Genomic DNA, 15,203 nt, shown 5'->3' on the forward strand with positions numbered 1-15,203 from the left:
CGAGCAGAGGCGGTCTGGAGCATGCGGCGTCCGATGAACAGAAGAGTTGCGCTGATGGCGGCGGCATCGGCCGCGGCCGGTGTCTTGCTGGGCTCCCGCGCGGTCTCGGCACAGACCAGTTCCGCCAAACCCACAGGAAAGACCATGACCACTCCCTCCGGACTGCAGATCATCGACACCAAGGAAGGCACCGGCGCCACGCCGACGCGCGGTCAGACCTGCGTGATGCATTATACGGGCTGGCTCTATGAGAACGGCCAGAAGGGCAAGAAATTCGACTCGTCGGTGGATCGCAACGAGCCGTTCGAATTCCCGATCGGCATGAAGCGCGTGATCGCCGGCTGGGACGAGGGCGTCGCCACCATGAAGGTCGGCGGCAAGCGTACCCTGATCATTCCGCCCGAGCTGGGCTACGGCGCCCGCGGCGCCGGCGGCGTGATTCCGCCGAACGCGACGCTGATGTTCGACGTCGAACTGCTCGGCGTGAAGTAGAGACGCTGCCTTCGCCCGCTCTCATCACGAGCCGAGTTGATGCAAAGGCTCTCACCGCCGTCATTGCGAGGAGCCGCAGGCGACGAAGCAATCCAGTGTCCGGTCGGGGACTCTGGATCGCGTCGCTTCGCTTGCGATGACGGACGTAAGCATGAGCTATTTCTCGGACGTGATATAAAACGAAAGGATCGGCCCACGAGGAGCCGATCCTTTTAGTTTCTATTGAGCTTCATCGCGCTACCTCAGCGGTCGCGCCGATCCTGCTCAGAGGTTCTTGTTGGCGGCGCCGGCGGCAGTGTTCACCGCGTCCTTGGTCGCCTGCTTGGCATCGCCCAGCGCCTGCTGGCCCTTGCCCTTGATCTCCTGCACGGCACCCTCGCCCTGCAGGCGCTCGGAGCCGGTGGCTTCGCCGATGCCCTGCTTGGCCTTGCCGATGGTCTCGTTGGCGACGCCCTTGATCTTGTCGGTGGTGGCACCCATGATTTCGTCCTCCGTTGTTCGTGTGAACTCCACCGATCCAACGCACGCAATGCAGAAAGGTTCGCGCGGAACTGCGAATAGCTTCGCTGCGGCATTTCGGCTAAGAACGGTTGGTTCCCTCGAACCGACGAAATCCCGAGAAGAAATCATGTCAGGCTCTCACGATCACGCGCACGGCCATTCCCACGATCACGGCGACGAGCGCTGGAAGCACGACGGCGTCCGCGTCATTCCGGGCAATCAGCTCGATTCCAACGTGCCGTCGACGCCGGGCATGGACCGCAAGGCGGCGATCAACTTCGCGCGCGTCGGAGCGCAGAAATTGTGGGCGGGCACGGTCACGATCAGGCCTGACGCCAAGACCGGGGCGCATCATCACGGCCATCTCGAGAGCGTGATCTACGTCGTGAAAGGCAAGGCGCGGATGCGCTGGGGCGATCGGCTGCAGTTCACCGCGGAGGCCGGTCCCGGCGATTTCATCTTCGTGCCGCCCTATGTGCCGCACCAGGAGATCAATGCGAGCCCGGACGAAGTGCTCGAATGCGTGCTGGTGCGCAGCGACGGCGAGGCGGTCGCGATCAACATCGACATCGAGCCGGTCGAGAAGCCCGAGACGGTGCTGTGGATCGACCCGGTGCACCGCGATCCTGCCGAATCGAAGTCGTAGCCATCAAGGAAATGGCGGAGCCGTCTCGCGACGGCTCCGCCGGGCAGGGAGCGGCTATACCGCCTTCCCTCTCACACGCGAAGCAGGGGCGACTGTCGCGCGTGTGTCTCGCTGGTCGTTGCACCCGAGCCGTTGTTCGGATGAATGCTGATCAGGCCGCCTCGTTGGCGCGGCGCCAGCTTCCGAGCCTGGCGGTTGTTCAGGATGTGGCTGACCAAAGTGGTCTTCCCAGCCCCGAGGAAGCCGGACAAGACCGTGACGGGGAGTTTGCGCATCGAGATCGAACAGCCTCTTCAGGGGAAAGGGTCGGTGCCGGCGGGCGGGCATGCGGCCTCTTTATGCAATGTTATAACGTAACATCATCTGAAACGGGAGAGGGTGTCAAGGGGAGAGAGTGGCGACGAAGGCGTGAGTGGGCGGGCTCGCGGCCGCTTGGGGAGTCGGCAGAGGCGGCGGCCGAGACGCAGGGCTCGAGCGGCTCTGGTGAGCTGGTGAAGCCCTTGCAGTGCTGAAACGACGCTGCAGCCGCCAGCGACACCGCGTTCCCTCTGCCGTGAAGAACGCGGAGAGGGAAGCAGTATCGGTGGCGGGATGCAGCTCCGTTTCATCTCCTAAAAGAGGAGCTGATATCTTTTCGTGTAGCCGGGTCGTCAGTCCCTGCGACAAGCTACTGAAACAGCACTCACGAGAATTGGCTCAGCTATGGCACCTACCTCGACAGGAACGCCGTGCCGGCCGGACCACTGGCCGCCGACATCGACAGTGCGCCGGGCGCGATCGCCCAGTTGGTCTGGTTCAGGATCAGCGTGTTGAACACCATCGTGACGCTGTTGCTGCTCATGGTCGAGACCGAGTTGATGGTGACGTTGCGGCTCGGCAGATACATCAGGCCGGTGTAGGACGAGCTGCTGGTGCCGTTGATCGGCAGGTTCGTCGTCGACAGGCCGCTCGGCTCGTACATCAGGATATTGGCGTAGGTGCCGCTGGTCGGCGCCGACAGCGTCGCATTGACGTTGCCGTTGAAGGTGAGCGTCGCGTTCTGGTCGACGAGGTAGAAGGTGACGCCGCTGCCGGTGACCGTCCACCCCGAGTTGAAGGTCATCGCGCCGCCCTTGATGATGTAGAGGCCCGGATTGAGCGTCAGCGTGCCGGAGCCGTTGAAATTGGTCGCGCCGCAATAGACGCCGGGATTGAGGGTGACCGAGCCGGGATCATAGACTTTGTTGTTGGTGGTGCACGCGCCCACCGTGACGGCGGGCAGCTTGCCGGCAAATGGGTCGGAGATCGCCGCGCAGCCAGTCTCGGCCGGCGGAGTGACGCCGCCGTTCTTGGTGATGTTGGTGCCCTTGATGCAGATGCGCTTGACGTTGAGCGTGGCGTTGAACATCGCGGCCGGGCTCTGCGTCGACAGCACGTGGATCTCGCAGCTCGGCGCATTGAGCTGGGCCCCGGAATTCACCAGCAATGATTGCGCGTTGATGGTGCTGACCAGCAGGATGCAGACGGGCGACGTGGTCTGCGCGCCGGCCTTGGCCGTTGCGGACGCCGTCACGCCGAGCGACGTCGTGCCCATCACGTTGAGGAACGAGGTCTTCACCGAGGTCGTCGCAGTGCCCGACAGCGAGCCGTCGCTGTTGGGCGTGAAGGTCGCCGTTGTGCCGGTGCCGAACCGGCCTCTGAAGCTGCCCGAGAACACCGCGCTCGCGGTCGACACCTGCTGCGCGCTCGCCTGGGTCACGCCGGCGAGGACCGCGGCGTCGACCGACTTCTGCAACTGCGCCCTGGTGTCGCTCGACTTGGCGAAATCGACCGCGGCGCCGACCGACACCAGGATCGGGATGATGGTGATGGCGAAGATCATGCTGATCTGGCCGTCCTTCGCGCGGCCAAATCTCCATGCCAGATCGCGAAGAGTCTTCGACGAAATCGATGCGGTCATGTGCGACGCTTCCTGCTGATGGCTGTCCGAGGCTCGATGCCGGCGGATGCGAGCCCCTGCTGCAAAGGAAGTGGCGGTCAGACGTTACCGCATGCTGAATCCGGTTCCGTAAAGGAAACCGGCAGCGGAGTAGCGGAAGCGGAAGGTTATCAGGCCGTTTGCCGGATCATCGACAGGTGCCCGTTCGCACCACTCATTGGTAGCAGTCGCGCGAATTGCCTGTATTTGGCGGTGACGGCTTGTGAGTTGCAAGCGGTCGGATTGCGCCCGCCGGTGGATGTCGCGCTAACGAGGCGAACGCCAGATCCGGGGCGAGAGAACGCGGCTGCACACCAATGCGTAGAGCGCGGTCACCAGGATGACGGTGAGATTGACCATGACCGCGTTGAGCGCGCTCGGCAGCCCGACTCGCAGGATGTCGGCGAACAGCCGGCCCTGGTGCACCCGCCAGGGGCCAGCGCCAGCCGCTAATAATGGACGCGCAGGCCGATGCCGCCGTGGATGGTGTTGCCGACCGGCTGCGGGCCGAGCGTGCCGTTGACGAACAGATCGGCGATCCAGCCCTGCGGCAGGCGGAAGCCGAGCCGGCCGCCATATTCGAACCAGCCCTGGTTGCCCATGGTCGGCGTCACCGTGCCGTTGCCGGTGACGGTGGCGACGATGCCGGAGCTGGTCGCGAACGACTGGACGTAGCCGCCATTGATGTTGGCCTCGATGCTCGTGCCGAACAGGTGGGTCCACTGGCCACCGACCTTGACCAGGCTGGTGCGGTCGGTGCCGCCGGCGATCGTCGCATCGAACGGGTTGAAGGCCACCGCGGGATCGCGATAGCCGGCGACGTGCTGCCACAACTGCCACAGCTCGACCGATGCCGCGAGCTCGTCGCGCGGCGAGAGCCGGCTGATCCAGCCGGCGCGGCCGTAGACCGCGTAGTTCGATGCCGTGGTGGTGCCGTCCACCGTGACGTTGCCGAGGCTCGTTGCATAGCTCCGGCCGTAGCGCACGCGCTCATAGGGCGTCAGGATCGTGCCGACGTCGAAGAACGGCCGCGACGAGCCCCAGTCGACGAAGTCGTAGCGCAGTGCGAAGGCGCCGATCGGCGCCGACGTCACGTGGTAGCCGTTCTCGTCGTAGTGCGTGTAGGCGAGGCCCGCGAGCAGCGCCAGATTGTTTGTGAGCTGCTTGCGGCCATGGATGCCGGCCGAGAACGAGCCGGCCGAGCCGAATGCGCTAATGCAGTCGTTGCAGTTGACCTGCTCGTTGACGCCGAGCAGCACCAGCCCGAGCACGCGGTTGGTGATCATCTGGTTGAAGCGCTGGTCGGCGAGGCCGTTGATCGCGTTCGCGCTGTTTCCCGCGCCGGTGGGCGACGGCGACGGGGTCGGCGAGATCGAGGGAGAGGGCGTCGGTGTCGGACTTGAGGTCGATGTCGGCGTGGCCGACGGCGTCGGCGTCGCGGTGGGCGAGGAGGTCGGCGACGGCGACGGGCTGGGGCACGGCGCCGCCGCGAAATTGTCCACCCCGCAACTGCTCTGCGCGGCGGCCGGCGCGGCTTGCAGCGCAAGCGCGAGCAGCCCGCCGGCGATGGCGGTCATCAGGAGAGCAAGCTGACCGCGGTGCGTTCTCATCGTCATCGCCCGCACAGGATGCCGGTGAAGTCCCGCGGCGGCGCATTGCTGGCGAGATCGGTGACCGTGCAAAGGCCGGATGTCGACGCGCAGGTCGCGGCAAAACTCCAGGACGGATTGCTGGTCTTCTTGATCGCGCTTCGGCCGTTGCCGGTCGCGGTGATGATCGCGGTGTCGCCCGGCTGCGTCAGCTCGAGGCATTGGAAGGTGAGGGTGCAGACCCGCGAAGCGCCTTCCTGCAGCACGACCATGGTCTGGCCGCGCTGCGAGCGGATGTCGAGGATGGTGCCGCGCACGCCGATGGTCGCGAGCGGCGTGTTGATCTTGTAGGCGGTTTTCTCGGAATGGCCGGTGACGAAGCGGAACGCGCCGGTGCCGAGCCGGATCGCGATATCGCGATAGCTGGTCTCGTCGTTGAAGACGGTGCGGTCGAGCGTCAGGGTGGCGTTGGCGCCGAGCGAGAGATTGGTGCTGTCGATCATGACGAGCCGCGCGGCGCTGTCATTGCCGGTGCGCACCGTCTCGTTGCGCACGACGCCGTCGCCGACATTGATCGGACTGCTCGACGCGCCTGCCACGCGCAGCACGTCCTTCTGCACCAGCACGGCCTCGCCGATGCGGCCGTCGGCGCTTGCCCCGCCCGCCAAGCCCAGCAGGGCGGCGGCCGAGATTGCAGCGACACAGGCTCGGCGACGCTGATTCATATCCACACCGAAGATTGTTCCTTGCCCAATCTAGCCGAAGACGGCGCGCGGGGTTGTTGTAAAATAGGCACAAGTTTGCCTCGATGACCGTTCGGTGGTTAGTTGCCGCCACCGTGAGATCAGTTCAACGCGGAGGCCCATGAAGGTATCTGCTGCTCGCCGCGATGACGACGAAGAGGACGGCGAGGTTGCGCAGGATGGCGCTCTGTCGGTCCGCCGCTGTGTGATGACGGCATTGCTGATCTTCGCGATCGCGCACGTCGTGCTGATGATCGGGCTCGCCTCGCCGCCGAAATTCGTCTTCGACGAGGTGCATTACGTGCCGGCGGCGCGGCAGATGCTGGGACTGGCGCCGGCGACGCCGCAGCTCAACCCGATGCATCCGCCGCTCGCCAAGGAGCTGATTGCGCTGTCGATCAGGACGTTCGGCGATAACGCCTTCGCATGGCGCTATCCCGGTACCGTGCTCGGCGGGCTCGCCGTGGCCGCGATCTATCTATGCGGCCTGGCGCTGTTCGCGGCGCAATGGCCTGCCATTGCGGCGGCGCTGCTCGCGGCCTTCAACCAGATGCTGTTCGTGCAGGCGCGCATCGCGATGCTCGACATCGGCGCGCTCGCCTTCAGCCTGCTCGGGATCGCGGCCTTTCTGTTTTCGTTCCGGCAGCGCCGGCCGCAGGTCGTGTTCGCGCTGGCGGGCGCGCTGTTCGGCCTTGCGATCGCCTGCAAATGGAGCGGGCTGTTTCCGCTGCTGACGGCGCTTCTCATCGTCGGTCTCATCAAGCTGTTGCAGCATTGGCAGACCTCGTTCGGTGATGGCGAGCCGACCGACTGGTATCGGCCCGAGCAATGGCCGCAACTGAGCTGGCCGCAGATCGTGCTGTGCCTCGTCGCGATGCCCACCGTCTGCTATCTCGCGACCTTCGTCCCGCTGCACGGCCTGTCCGTCGTGGGCATCTTCGAGGCGCAGCGGCGCATCTTTGACGACAGCGTCACCACGGCGATCGCCGGCCACACCTATATGAGCGCGTGGCCGACCTGGCCGCTGCTGGTCCGTCCGGTCTGGTTCCTGTTCGACAAGACGAGCGACACCGACATCGCCGCGGTGGTGCTGCTCGGCAATCCGCTGGTGCTGTGGCCGGCGCTTGCGGCGATCGCGATCTGCGTCCGGGATTTCATCGCGACGCGCAGCGCGACGGCGTTCCTGATCCTGGCGTTCTATCTCGGCTGCTATCTGCCATGGGCGCTGCTGCCGCGCGCGCTGAGCTTCATCTACTACTACCTGCCGTCGGCGACGCTGGCGAGCCTCGCGCTCGTCCATGTGCTGACCCGCTGGCCGCGCTGGGTGCTGTTGAGCTATGTCGCCGTCGCGATCCTGGGCTTCGTCGCGATGCTGCCGGTCAGCGCCGCCTTCATCGGCACGACGATGCAGACCTTCACCCGGTTGATGCTGTTCCAGAGCTGGATCTGAAGCCGGACAAAAAGCGCCCCGCCCGCCAGGGACCGTGGGCAGGCGGGGCGATGCGCGGCGGAGCGCTCACTTCGCCGCGGTTTTGGTGTCCATGTTGACGACCTGGACCCGCCGGTTGAGCGGATCGGCCGGGTTGGCCGCGTCCTTGAGCTTGGTCTTGCCATAGCCGACCGTGACGAGGTCCTGGCCGGGGAGGGCGAACTTCTCGACCAGATAGCGCTTGATGGTGTCGGCACGGCGCTCGGAGAGATCCTGGTTGAAGCCGTCGCTGCCGATGCCGTCGGTATGGCCGGCGACCACGAAGGTCGAGCCCTTCAGGTTCGGATCGGACAGCGCCTTGCCGAGCTCCTGCACGGCCGGCATCGAGGCCTTGCTGATCTCGGCCGAGTTGTAGTCGAACTGGATCTCGAGATCGATCTTGGGCTTGGTGGCCGCGATCTCGGCAATCTGCTCGCGCTCGCCGAGCGACAGCGAGCGGGTCTTGCGGTTGCGCATGCTGTCGATGAAGGCCGCTTGCTTCGCCTGCGCTGCCGCGTCGGCCTGCGGAGTCGCCTGCGGTCCGACCGAAATGCCGCGCGTCACGGCCTTCGGCTTCAGCGCGTTGAGGATCTTGTCGGCCGATACGGCCTCGCCGGCGAGCGCGGTGCCTGCACCGATCGCCAGCATGGCGGAGAACGCCGCCGCCTGAACTGCAAAGCGTCCAAAATATGGGGTCATCGTCGTTATCCTCGGGTCGTCATGCCCTATGGCCATTGGATGCGTGAACGATAGAACGGGTTCAAAGCATCAAATGTGATCGACGTCACGTTGCCGGACCGGGCGGCGCTTGAGGGGCGAAGCGAGTGGTCCGCGGGATGCGCCGCGCGCTGCCGCAAAGCGATCGGCAGGTGGCCGGTCCGCGAACAACAAATCGGCCAGATGCGGTTCTACCGGATAGCGCTCGCCGGGAAAAAATCGCAAACCTGAGGGACGCGAACGGCGAGTGGATTCGTAGTCAAAGAAACGCGAACAGAAAAGCAAAGCCGTGTTCAACCCATCGCACAGGCGCGACTATCAGCCCCATCGGGCAAGCAGTCAGGATCAGACGGGATCAGTGGGTTCCATGTCGACGCTGATCGGAGCTGGCATCATAGCGGCATCGATCCTGCTGTCGACGCTGATCACTGCGGTCGGCAACCGCTATGTCGGCCTGGAAAGTCCCTCCGAGGATACGGCCTGGCTGGTCGACCGCCTGACCGGCCGCATCTACAAGTGCCGTGCGCCGGATCCCGGCCGCGCCAGCTGCAAGGCCGAGATCGCCACCGGCAGCATTCCGGACAAGTCCAAGCCTTGAGGTTCCGCTAGGGGATCTCGCCGGCCTGATTTGCCGTTGCGGGAGCGGGCGCGAATCTCGCACCATTGCGCGGCATGCCCGCCGTTTCCACGCCCATCCCGCTCCCCAAGCCGCAGGCGCGCCGCATCTGGCTGCGCGCGCAGCGGCTCGATGCCGAGGCGCCGTTCGGCGCGGGCCCCGAGGCGGTCGCCGCCGCCATAGCCCATCTCGGCTATGTGCAGATCGACACCATCAACGTCATCGAGCGCTGCCATCACCACATCCTGTTCAGCCGCATTCCCGCCTATCGCCGCGCCGATCTCAGGCAGGCGCAGAGCACCGACAAGACCGTCTTCGAATATTGGGCCCACGCGCTGTCCTATATTCCGGTGCAGGACTTCCGCTACTTCGTCCCGGCGATGCGCCGCCACCGCCGCGAGGGCCATCGCTGGCTCACGACCGTGAAGCCTGAGGATACGCGCAAGGTCATGCGGCTGATCCGCCAAGGCGGCGCGCTGACGATCCGCGACATCGACGACGACGTTCTGCGCGAGAAGGACCACGCCTGGGCCAGCCGCAAGCCGTCGAAGCGCGCGCTGCAGCTCGGCTTCTACGAGGGCGTGCTGACGGTGTCGGGCCGCGACGGCATGCTCAAGACCTACGACCTCACCACCCGGCATTTCGGCTGGGAACGGCTGCCGAAGGGCGCCAATGATCGCGAGATCGCAACCTATCTGCTCGACCGCGGCCTGCGCGCCCAAGGCGTCGTCAGCCTCGATTCGCTCTGCCATCTCAATGCGCCAAGCAAGGCCGCGGTGCGCCGGGTCATCGATGCCAGGGTCCGGCGCGGCGAGCTGCTGCCGGTGACGGCGGAGGGCGCCGGCAAGCAGGAGCACTGGATCACGCCTGCTGCATTGGCAGCGCCGATCGAGATCGATCCGGCGCGCGTGCACATTCTGTCGCCGTTCGATCCGCTGATCATCCAGCGCAAGCGGACGCAGGCGATCTTCGACTACGATCATCGCTTCGAGGCCTATGTCCCGAAGGACAAGCGCCTGTTCGGCTATTTCGCGCTGCCCGTCCTGGTCGGCGACGAGATCGTCGCCGCGCTCGACCTCAAGACCGACCGCCAGAACGGCAAGCTCCTGATGCAGAAATGGAGCTGGGTCGGCCAGGGCAAGGCCGCGCGTGGCGAGCGGCGCAAGGCGCTGAAGCGGGTGATCGAGGATGAGCTGCACCGGTTCCAGAAGTTTCAGCTTGGAGATTGAGGCCGGGAGCAACGGGTCCGTTTTCGCTTGAATTGGGAATGATTGTTTCCTATTATCCGGCCATGATGAAGTCTCCGAAGGATGCCGTCGAGCGCCGTGGGCCTGGCCGGCCGCGCGAGTTTGACATGGATACCGCCTTGAGCAGGGCGCTGGTGGTCTTCAGCGAGCGCGGCTACCACGCGGCATCGCTGGCCGAGCTACGCGTCGCGATGAAGCTCGCGACGGGAAGTCTCTACAAGGCGTTCCAGGACAAGCGCGCGATCTTCCTCGCGACACTCGATTACTACATCGCGCGGCGTGACCGACAGGTGCGCGAACGTCTCGATGCGCAGCACAGCGGCCGCGACAAGCTGCGGGCCTTGCTGCAGTTCTATGCCGAGTCCGCCAGTGACGGCGAGGGCCGGCGCGGTTGCATGGTCGTCACCAGCGCGGCGGAGCTCGCCAGCCTCGACGCCGAGTCCGTGGCGAAGGTCCGGGGCGCACTGCGCCGCGTCGAGGCGCTGTTGCGCGACTTGATCAGGCTCGGGCAAGCCGATGGATCCATCCGGCCGGGGCTCGATGCCGACGTCGTCGCCGGCGCTCTGTTCTGCATGATCCAGGGCTTGCGCGTGGTCGGCAAGACCGGGCGCGGCAAGAGCGAGATGATGGCTGTCGCGAGCCAGGCCGATGCCCTGCTCGGTTGAGCTTTCGTTTAAATAGGAAACAATCGTTCTATAAAGGAGAAACATCATGCGTCATCAGTCGAACGTGACAGCCGAAGCCGACGCCTCGCGGGTCGTCGCGGCGGAGCCGCTGTCTCGGGCGGAAGCGTCGCTGCCCGGCTTCGAGCATCGGTTCGAGACCATCGACGGCACCCGGCTGCACTATGTCAGCGGTGGCCGGCCTGATGGCGAGATCGTCGTGCTGCTCGCCGGCTTTCCCGAGAGCTGGTTCGCCTGGCGCAGGGTCATGCCGCTGCTCGCGCCGCGCTATCGGGTGATCGCGGTGGACCTCCCGGGGCAGGGCGACTCGGACCGGCCGGCGGACGGCTATGATACGCAGACCCTGGCCACGGCGGTGCATCGACTGCTGCAACGGCTCGGCGCCACGCGCTATCATCTCGCGGCCCACGACATCGGCGCATGGGTGGCCTATCCCTATGCGCTGCTGTTCGAGGCTGAACTGCGCAGCCTGGCCCTGCTCGATGCCGGCATTCCCGGCGTTACCTTGCCCGACGCACTGCCATTCGCGCCGGAACGCGCGTGGCGGACTTGGCACTTTGCGTTTCATGGTCTCGCTGAGCTTCCGGAGTTTCTGATCCAAGGGCGCGAACGCGACTATCTCAGTTGGTTCCTGCGTCGAAAGGCGGCCAATCCCCAGACGTTCCTGGAGAGCGACCTCGATGAGTATGGCCGCGTGCTGACCAAGGCCGGCGGCCTGCGCGCCGGGCTGGCCTATTATCGTTCTGCTGCGCTGTCGGCGCGCCAGAACCGGGAGCTGAATGCCAGGGGCAGGCTGAAGCCGCCGCTGCTGGCCATCGGCTCCGACCAGGGCTCGATCGTGGACATGGCGGCGCCGCTCAGGGAGTTTGCCCACCATGTCGAAGGCATCACCATCGCCTGCTGCGGCCACTACATTCCGGAAGAACAGCCGGCCGTTCTGGCCGAGGAGCTCGACGCCTTCTTCAGCCGCGTTGCGGCCGGGCCGAATTGAGCGTCTCGACGCTGCGGGTCGACCTGCCGTTCAAGTGATGCGCATCGTCCTTTCCTGCCGGCGCACCTACGGCAATGCGCGGCGCATCGCCGCGCGATCGACGGCGATGCCGAGCAGTATGCCGGCGGCATAGACGACGATGTTCCAGAGCGAGAAGATGCGGCCGAGCAGCAGCGCACCTGCAAGCGTCAGGCGGAAGCCGTCGAGCCACGGCGTGTGGACCAGACGGCTGGCCTCGACGATCACGGTGACGGCGAGCGCCAGCCCGCCGATCTGCCACGGTGACATCCGCGGCAGCAGCGCGACGAGCAGCATGTAAACCATCGTCGCCCAGAGGAGGGAGCCGCCATACTTGACGATGAAGGCGGGCGCTCCGAGGCCGAGACCGGCGAAGCGCAGTGCGAGCCCGAGCGCGATCATGATCAGTGCCGTCGCAAACGCCATCGCGGCGCGGCGGCGCTTGCCGGCGCGCGGCGGCCACCAGGAGGATAGCGGCGTCATGCGCGCGCCGCGCCCCCGCGATGCGCCGACGGGCTGTGGGATGTCAGGTTTTCCGATTGACTTGCCACGACCGATGCTCAACACCGCCTTCAACTATCAATGTCCAGAAAGCTCCCGGGAGGAGATCGATGAGTCCGTCCGCCACCACTCCGGCCGCACCTGGCCGCTCCGACATCGAGGCCGCGACCATCCGCGCGATCTCCTGGCGGCTGATTCCCTTTCTGGTGCTGGCCTATTTCTTCTCCTATCTGGATCGCGTCAATCTCGGCTTCGCCGCGCTGACCATGAACGCGGAGCTGAAATTCTCGCCGCTGGTGTTCGCCTGGGGCGCGGGCATCTTCTTCATCGGCTATTTCATCTTCGAGGTGCCGAGCAATCTCGCGCTGGAGAAGTTCGGCGCCAGCCGCTGGATCGCCCGCATCATGGTGACCTGGGGGATCATCTCGGCGCTGATGGCCGTGGTCTCGGGCCCCTGGAGCTTCTACACGCTGCGCTTCCTGCTCGGCGTCGCCGAGGCCGGATTCTTTCCCGGCATCATCCTCTATCTCACTCACTGGTATCCCGCGCAGTATCGTGCGCGCTTCCTCGCCGCCTTCGCGGTTGCCGTGCCGATTTCGACCGTGATCGGCGCGCCCGTCTCCGGCCTGCTGCTCGGCATGCACGGCCTGATGGGGCTGCAGGGCTGGCAGTGGCTGTTCATCATCGAGGGAATTCCGTCCATCATCCTCGGCGTCGTCACCTGGTTCTATTTGACCGACCGGCCGGAGCACGCGGCCTGGCTGTCGGCGGAGCAGAAGGCCTGGCTCGCGGCAAGGCTCGAGGCCGAAACGGCGGCGAAGCAGGCCGCCGGACACATGACGCTCGGTGAGGCGCTGTCGTCGCCCAAGGTGATCGTGCTCAGCCTGATCTATTTCGGCTTCGTCGGCGCGCTCTACGGCATGCAGTTCTGGCTGCCGCAGATCGTCAAGGCGTTCGGACTGAGCAATGTGCAGACCGGCTTCGTCACCGCGATCCCCTATGCGTTCGGCACCGTCGCGATGATCCTGTGGGCGCGGCATTCCGATGCGACGCGCGAGCGCGTGATCCATGTCGGCGCGCCGCTGATCCTGATCGCTGTCGCGCTGGCCGCCTCGAGCGTGATCGGCGATCCCACGCTCACCATGGTCGCGCTGACGGTCGCCGCGATCGGCGTGTTCTGCGTCTTCGGCGTGTTCTGGACCTTGCCCACGGCGTGGCTGTCGGGCACGGCCGCGGCCGGCGCCATCGCGCTGATCAACTCGATCGGCAATCTCGCCGGCTTCGGCGGTCCCTATCTGGTCGGCTGGATCAAGGACACCACCGGCTCCACCACCCACGGCCTGCTCGCGCTGTCGGTGTTGCCGCTGATCGCCGGGCTGCTCGTGTTCTTCGGCGGCCATGAGAGCAGGGTCGAATTCGCGGACCAGGCGCCGGCGGAGTGAGTCCCACGTGCATGCTGTGATCGGCATTCGGCTTTCGACCGTTGTCCGGCACGGCCCCGAAAGGACGGCGGGGATGGGCATTGACGCAGTTCAGAGCCTGCCTGCCGCGCCAATGAGCACCTGCGGCAACATGTCCAGATGTTCACGAAGTCATGATCACTGACGAATATTGACAATCGTCACTCAACATTCGACACTTCCTCGCAACTGCAGCGAGGGTGCCCCATGTTGATCCGCCTGATTTTCGCGAGCTATACCAAGCTGTTGACTGGTCTTGCGCTGGCCACCATGGCCGTCGCCCTGGCCGGGTGCAATGAAACCGTCGCCCAGAAAGCCGAGCCGATCCGGCCGGTGCTGGTCGCCCCCGTGCATTACGAGGCCGAGACGCCTGAACGCAGCTTCGTCGGCACCATCAGGCCGCGCATCGAGGCCGATATCGGCTTCCGCGTCGCCGGCAAGGTCGCCAAGCGCCTGGTCGAGGTCGGCCAGACCGTCGATGTCGGCCAGCCGCTCGCCACGCTCGACGAGGTCGACCTGAAGCTCCAGGCCGAGCAGGCCGAAGCCGAATTCCGCGCCGCCACCGGCGTGCTTGCGCAGGCGTCCGCCGCCGAGACCCGAGCCAAGGAGCTGCGGGCCAAGGGCTGGACCACCGATGCTCAGATGGACCAGGCCAGGGCGTCCGCCGACGAGGCGAGGGCACGGCTCAACCGTGCCGAACGCTCGGTCGAACTGACCCGCAACTCGCTGTCCTACGCGACGCTGGTTGCGGACGCGCGCGGTGTCGTCACCGCGAGCATGATCGAGCCAGGCGTGGTCGTTGCCGCCGGCCAGGCGGCGATCCGTGTCGCGCGTTTCGCAGAGAAGGAGGCGGTGGTCGCGATCCCGGAGACCCTGCTCGAACGCGCCAAGACCGGTAGCGCCTACGTCACGCTGTGGTCGGAAGCCGACAAGAAATATGCGGCGAAGCTGCGCGAGATCGCGCCCACCGCCGATTCCGCGACGCGCACCTATCTCGCCAAGTTCTCGCTGCCGGACGCCGGCGAAGCCGTCTCGCTCGGTATGACCGCGACCTTGACGCTCGCCGATCCCGCCACCACGCGCGTCGCGCGGCTGCCGCTGTCGGCGCTGTTCAGCGAGGGCCGCGATCCGTCGCTCTATGTCGTCAACGACAAGGGCGAGGTGACGCTGAAGCCGGTGAAGGTGAAGGCCTATGACAGCAAGGATGTGCTCGTCACGTCAGGCGTCGACGAGGGCGACAAGGTCGTGGCGCTCGGCGTGCAGAAGATCGATCCCGCCCAGAAGGTGCGGGTCGTGTCAGCGCTGACGTTCTAGTTCTCCTGTCGTTCCGGGCGCACGCAGTGCGAACCCGGAACCTCGAGATTCCGGGTTCGATGCTTCGCATCGCCCCGGAATGACGAAAGTAATGGTTGTCATTGCGAGGAGCGAAGCGACGAAGCAATCCAGACTGTTTCCACGGAAGGATTCCTGGATTGCTTCCACCGTCGCCCTTCGGGCTATGGCGGACAAGTCGCTTCGCTCGCAATGACGATCACTGAGAATGGCCTGGAATAGCGATATCGGATCATCGGAGA

17 protein-coding genes and 1 pseudogene are annotated in these 15,203 nt (G+C 65.6%); 10 read left to right on the top strand and 8 right to left on the bottom strand.

Annotated elements, in window-relative coordinates; genetic code table 11:
* The first annotated feature begins 33 nt into the window (after positions 1-33).
* Positions 34-492: an FKBP-type peptidyl-prolyl cis-trans isomerase gene (locus ACQR13_RS31505; RefSeq protein WP_409998083.1), complete on the top strand. Its 459-nt coding sequence runs from the start codon at positions 34-36 to the stop codon at positions 490-492.
* Positions 493-756: 264 nt separating this feature from the next.
* Here ACQR13_RS31505 and ACQR13_RS31510 read toward each other — a convergent pair whose 3' ends face one another.
* Complete coding sequence (locus ACQR13_RS31510) at positions 757-972, bottom strand: CsbD family protein (RefSeq protein ID WP_315750360.1); 216 nt, start codon at positions 970-972, stop codon at positions 757-759.
* Between the two features lie 148 nt (positions 973-1,120).
* On the opposite strand from ACQR13_RS31510, the gene ACQR13_RS31515 reads away from it, so the two are divergent.
* Positions 1,121-1,639 (top strand): cupin domain-containing protein, encoded by a 519-nt coding sequence (locus ACQR13_RS31515; RefSeq protein WP_315717363.1) that lies wholly within the window; start codon positions 1,121-1,123, stop codon positions 1,637-1,639.
* 173 nt (positions 1,640-1,812) lie between these two features.
* Here the strand turns inward: ACQR13_RS31515 and ACQR13_RS31520 are convergent.
* The 5 genes and pseudogenes from ACQR13_RS31520 to ACQR13_RS31540 form a co-directional block, all read right to left on the bottom strand.
* Positions 1,813-1,914: pseudogene (locus ACQR13_RS31520) on the bottom strand (GTP-binding protein); the annotation flags it as partial.
* A gap of 434 nt (positions 1,915-2,348) precedes the next feature.
* Complete coding sequence (locus ACQR13_RS31525) at positions 2,349-3,578, bottom strand: TadE/TadG family type IV pilus assembly protein (protein ID WP_315827018.1); 1,230 nt, start codon at positions 3,576-3,578, stop codon at positions 2,349-2,351.
* Between the two features lie 285 nt (positions 3,579-3,863).
* On the bottom strand, positions 3,864-4,022 hold the full coding sequence (locus ACQR13_RS31530; protein WP_315750456.1) for a hypothetical protein: 159 nt from the start codon (positions 4,020-4,022) through the stop codon (positions 3,864-3,866).
* A gap of 23 nt (positions 4,023-4,045) precedes the next feature.
* The gene (locus ACQR13_RS31535; RefSeq protein WP_316187210.1) at positions 4,046-5,212 is read right to left on the bottom strand and encodes a hypothetical protein; all 1,167 of its coding nucleotides are present in this window, start codon (positions 5,210-5,212) and stop codon (positions 4,046-4,048) included.
* The gene (locus ACQR13_RS31540; RefSeq protein ID WP_434863559.1) at positions 5,209-5,910 is read right to left on the bottom strand and encodes a FecR family protein; all 702 of its coding nucleotides are present in this window, start codon (positions 5,908-5,910) and stop codon (positions 5,209-5,211) included. The genes ACQR13_RS31535 and ACQR13_RS31540 overlap by 4 nt, the downstream gene beginning before the upstream one ends.
* Positions 5,911-6,049: 139 nt before the next feature.
* Between ACQR13_RS31540 and ACQR13_RS31545 the strand changes: the two genes are divergently transcribed.
* Positions 6,050-7,378, top strand: coding sequence for a phospholipid carrier-dependent glycosyltransferase (locus ACQR13_RS31545; protein WP_315827015.1), 1,329 nt, complete (start codon positions 6,050-6,052; stop codon positions 7,376-7,378).
* 66 nt (positions 7,379-7,444) lie between these two features.
* Here the strand turns inward: ACQR13_RS31545 and ACQR13_RS31550 are convergent, their stop codons facing one another.
* Positions 7,445-8,095, bottom strand: coding sequence for an OmpA family protein (locus tag ACQR13_RS31550; protein WP_315717358.1), 651 nt, complete (start codon positions 8,093-8,095; stop codon positions 7,445-7,447).
* Between the two features lie 75 nt (positions 8,096-8,170).
* Between ACQR13_RS31550 and ACQR13_RS31555 the strand changes: the two genes are divergently transcribed.
* From ACQR13_RS31555 to ACQR13_RS31575, 5 genes are all read left to right on the top strand, one after another.
* A complete protein-coding gene (locus ACQR13_RS31555; protein WP_315717356.1) occupies positions 8,171-8,344 on the top strand; it encodes a hypothetical protein in 174 nt (57 codons plus the stop codon).
* A 136-nt stretch (positions 8,345-8,480) separates the two neighbouring features.
* A complete protein-coding gene (locus ACQR13_RS31560; RefSeq protein ID WP_315717355.1) occupies positions 8,481-8,711 on the top strand; it encodes a hypothetical protein in 231 nt (76 codons plus the stop codon).
* Positions 8,712-8,785: 74 nt separating this feature from the next.
* Positions 8,786-9,958 (top strand): winged helix-turn-helix domain-containing protein, encoded by a 1,173-nt coding sequence (locus ACQR13_RS31565; RefSeq protein WP_434841249.1) that lies wholly within the window; start codon positions 8,786-8,788, stop codon positions 9,956-9,958.
* A 125-nt stretch (positions 9,959-10,083) separates the two neighbouring features.
* Complete coding sequence (locus tag ACQR13_RS31570; protein ID WP_315750366.1) at positions 10,084-10,641, top strand: TetR/AcrR family transcriptional regulator; 558 nt, start codon at positions 10,084-10,086, stop codon at positions 10,639-10,641.
* Between the two features lie 46 nt (positions 10,642-10,687).
* Positions 10,688-11,650, top strand: coding sequence for an alpha/beta fold hydrolase (locus tag ACQR13_RS31575; RefSeq protein ID WP_315750367.1), 963 nt, complete (start codon positions 10,688-10,690; stop codon positions 11,648-11,650).
* A 66-nt stretch (positions 11,651-11,716) separates the two neighbouring features.
* Here ACQR13_RS31575 and ACQR13_RS31580 read toward each other — a convergent pair whose 3' ends face one another.
* Positions 11,717-12,151 (bottom strand): DUF2809 domain-containing protein, encoded by a 435-nt coding sequence (locus ACQR13_RS31580; protein WP_315750368.1) that lies wholly within the window; start codon positions 12,149-12,151, stop codon positions 11,717-11,719.
* Positions 12,152-12,279: 128 nt separating this feature from the next.
* Between ACQR13_RS31580 and ACQR13_RS31585 the strand changes: the two genes are divergently transcribed.
* Positions 12,280-13,611: an MFS transporter gene (locus tag ACQR13_RS31585; RefSeq protein WP_434863560.1), complete on the top strand. Its 1,332-nt coding sequence runs from the start codon at positions 12,280-12,282 to the stop codon at positions 13,609-13,611.
* A gap of 225 nt (positions 13,612-13,836) precedes the next feature.
* Complete coding sequence (locus tag ACQR13_RS31590; protein WP_315750370.1) at positions 13,837-14,943, top strand: efflux RND transporter periplasmic adaptor subunit; 1,107 nt, start codon at positions 13,837-13,839, stop codon at positions 14,941-14,943.
* The last annotated feature ends 260 nt before the right edge of the window (positions 14,944-15,203 follow it).

It is taken from the genome of Bradyrhizobium sp. HKCCYLRH3059, assembly GCF_051168035.1.
Lineage (GTDB): Bacteria > Pseudomonadota > Alphaproteobacteria > Rhizobiales > Xanthobacteraceae > Bradyrhizobium.

What these genes read in the sequence shown, in the direction of transcription:
- ACQR13_RS31570 (WP_315750366.1), top strand. Translation starts at nt 10,084, where the DNA reads ATGGATACCGCCTTGAGCAGGGCGCTGGTGGTCTTCAGCGAGCGCGGC.
- ACQR13_RS31510 (WP_315750360.1), bottom strand. Translation starts at nt 972, where the DNA reads ATGGGTGCCACCACCGACAAGATCAAGGGCGTCGCCAACGAGACCATC.
- ACQR13_RS31550 (WP_315717358.1), bottom strand. Translation starts at nt 8,095, where the DNA reads ATGACCCCATATTTTGGACGCTTTGCAGTTCAGGCGGCGGCGTTCTCC.
- ACQR13_RS31535 (WP_316187210.1), bottom strand. Translation starts at nt 5,212, where the DNA reads ATGACGATGAGAACGCACCGCGGTCAGCTTGCTCTCCTGATGACCGCC.
- ACQR13_RS31580 (WP_315750368.1), bottom strand. Translation starts at nt 12,151, where the DNA reads ATGACGCCGCTATCCTCCTGGTGGCCGCCGCGCGCCGGCAAGCGCCGC.
- ACQR13_RS31585 (WP_434863560.1), top strand. Translation starts at nt 12,280, where the DNA reads ATGAGTCCGTCCGCCACCACTCCGGCCGCACCTGGCCGCTCCGACATC.
- ACQR13_RS31575 (WP_315750367.1), top strand. Translation starts at nt 10,688, where the DNA reads ATGCGTCATCAGTCGAACGTGACAGCCGAAGCCGACGCCTCGCGGGTC.
- ACQR13_RS31515 (WP_315717363.1), top strand. Translation starts at nt 1,121, where the DNA reads ATGTCAGGCTCTCACGATCACGCGCACGGCCATTCCCACGATCACGGC.
- ACQR13_RS31540 (WP_434863559.1), bottom strand. Translation starts at nt 5,910, where the DNA reads ATGAATCAGCGTCGCCGAGCCTGTGTCGCTGCAATCTCGGCCGCCGCC.
- ACQR13_RS31560 (WP_315717355.1), top strand. Translation starts at nt 8,481, where the DNA reads ATGTCGACGCTGATCGGAGCTGGCATCATAGCGGCATCGATCCTGCTG.
- ACQR13_RS31525 (WP_315827018.1), bottom strand. Translation starts at nt 3,578, where the DNA reads ATGACCGCATCGATTTCGTCGAAGACTCTTCGCGATCTGGCATGGAGA.
- ACQR13_RS31505 (WP_409998083.1), top strand. Translation starts at nt 34, where the DNA reads ATGAACAGAAGAGTTGCGCTGATGGCGGCGGCATCGGCCGCGGCCGGT.
- ACQR13_RS31565 (WP_434841249.1), top strand. Translation starts at nt 8,786, where the DNA reads ATGCCCGCCGTTTCCACGCCCATCCCGCTCCCCAAGCCGCAGGCGCGC.
- ACQR13_RS31545 (WP_315827015.1), top strand. Translation starts at nt 6,050, where the DNA reads ATGAAGGTATCTGCTGCTCGCCGCGATGACGACGAAGAGGACGGCGAG.
- ACQR13_RS31590 (WP_315750370.1), top strand. Translation starts at nt 13,837, where the DNA reads ATGTTGATCCGCCTGATTTTCGCGAGCTATACCAAGCTGTTGACTGGT.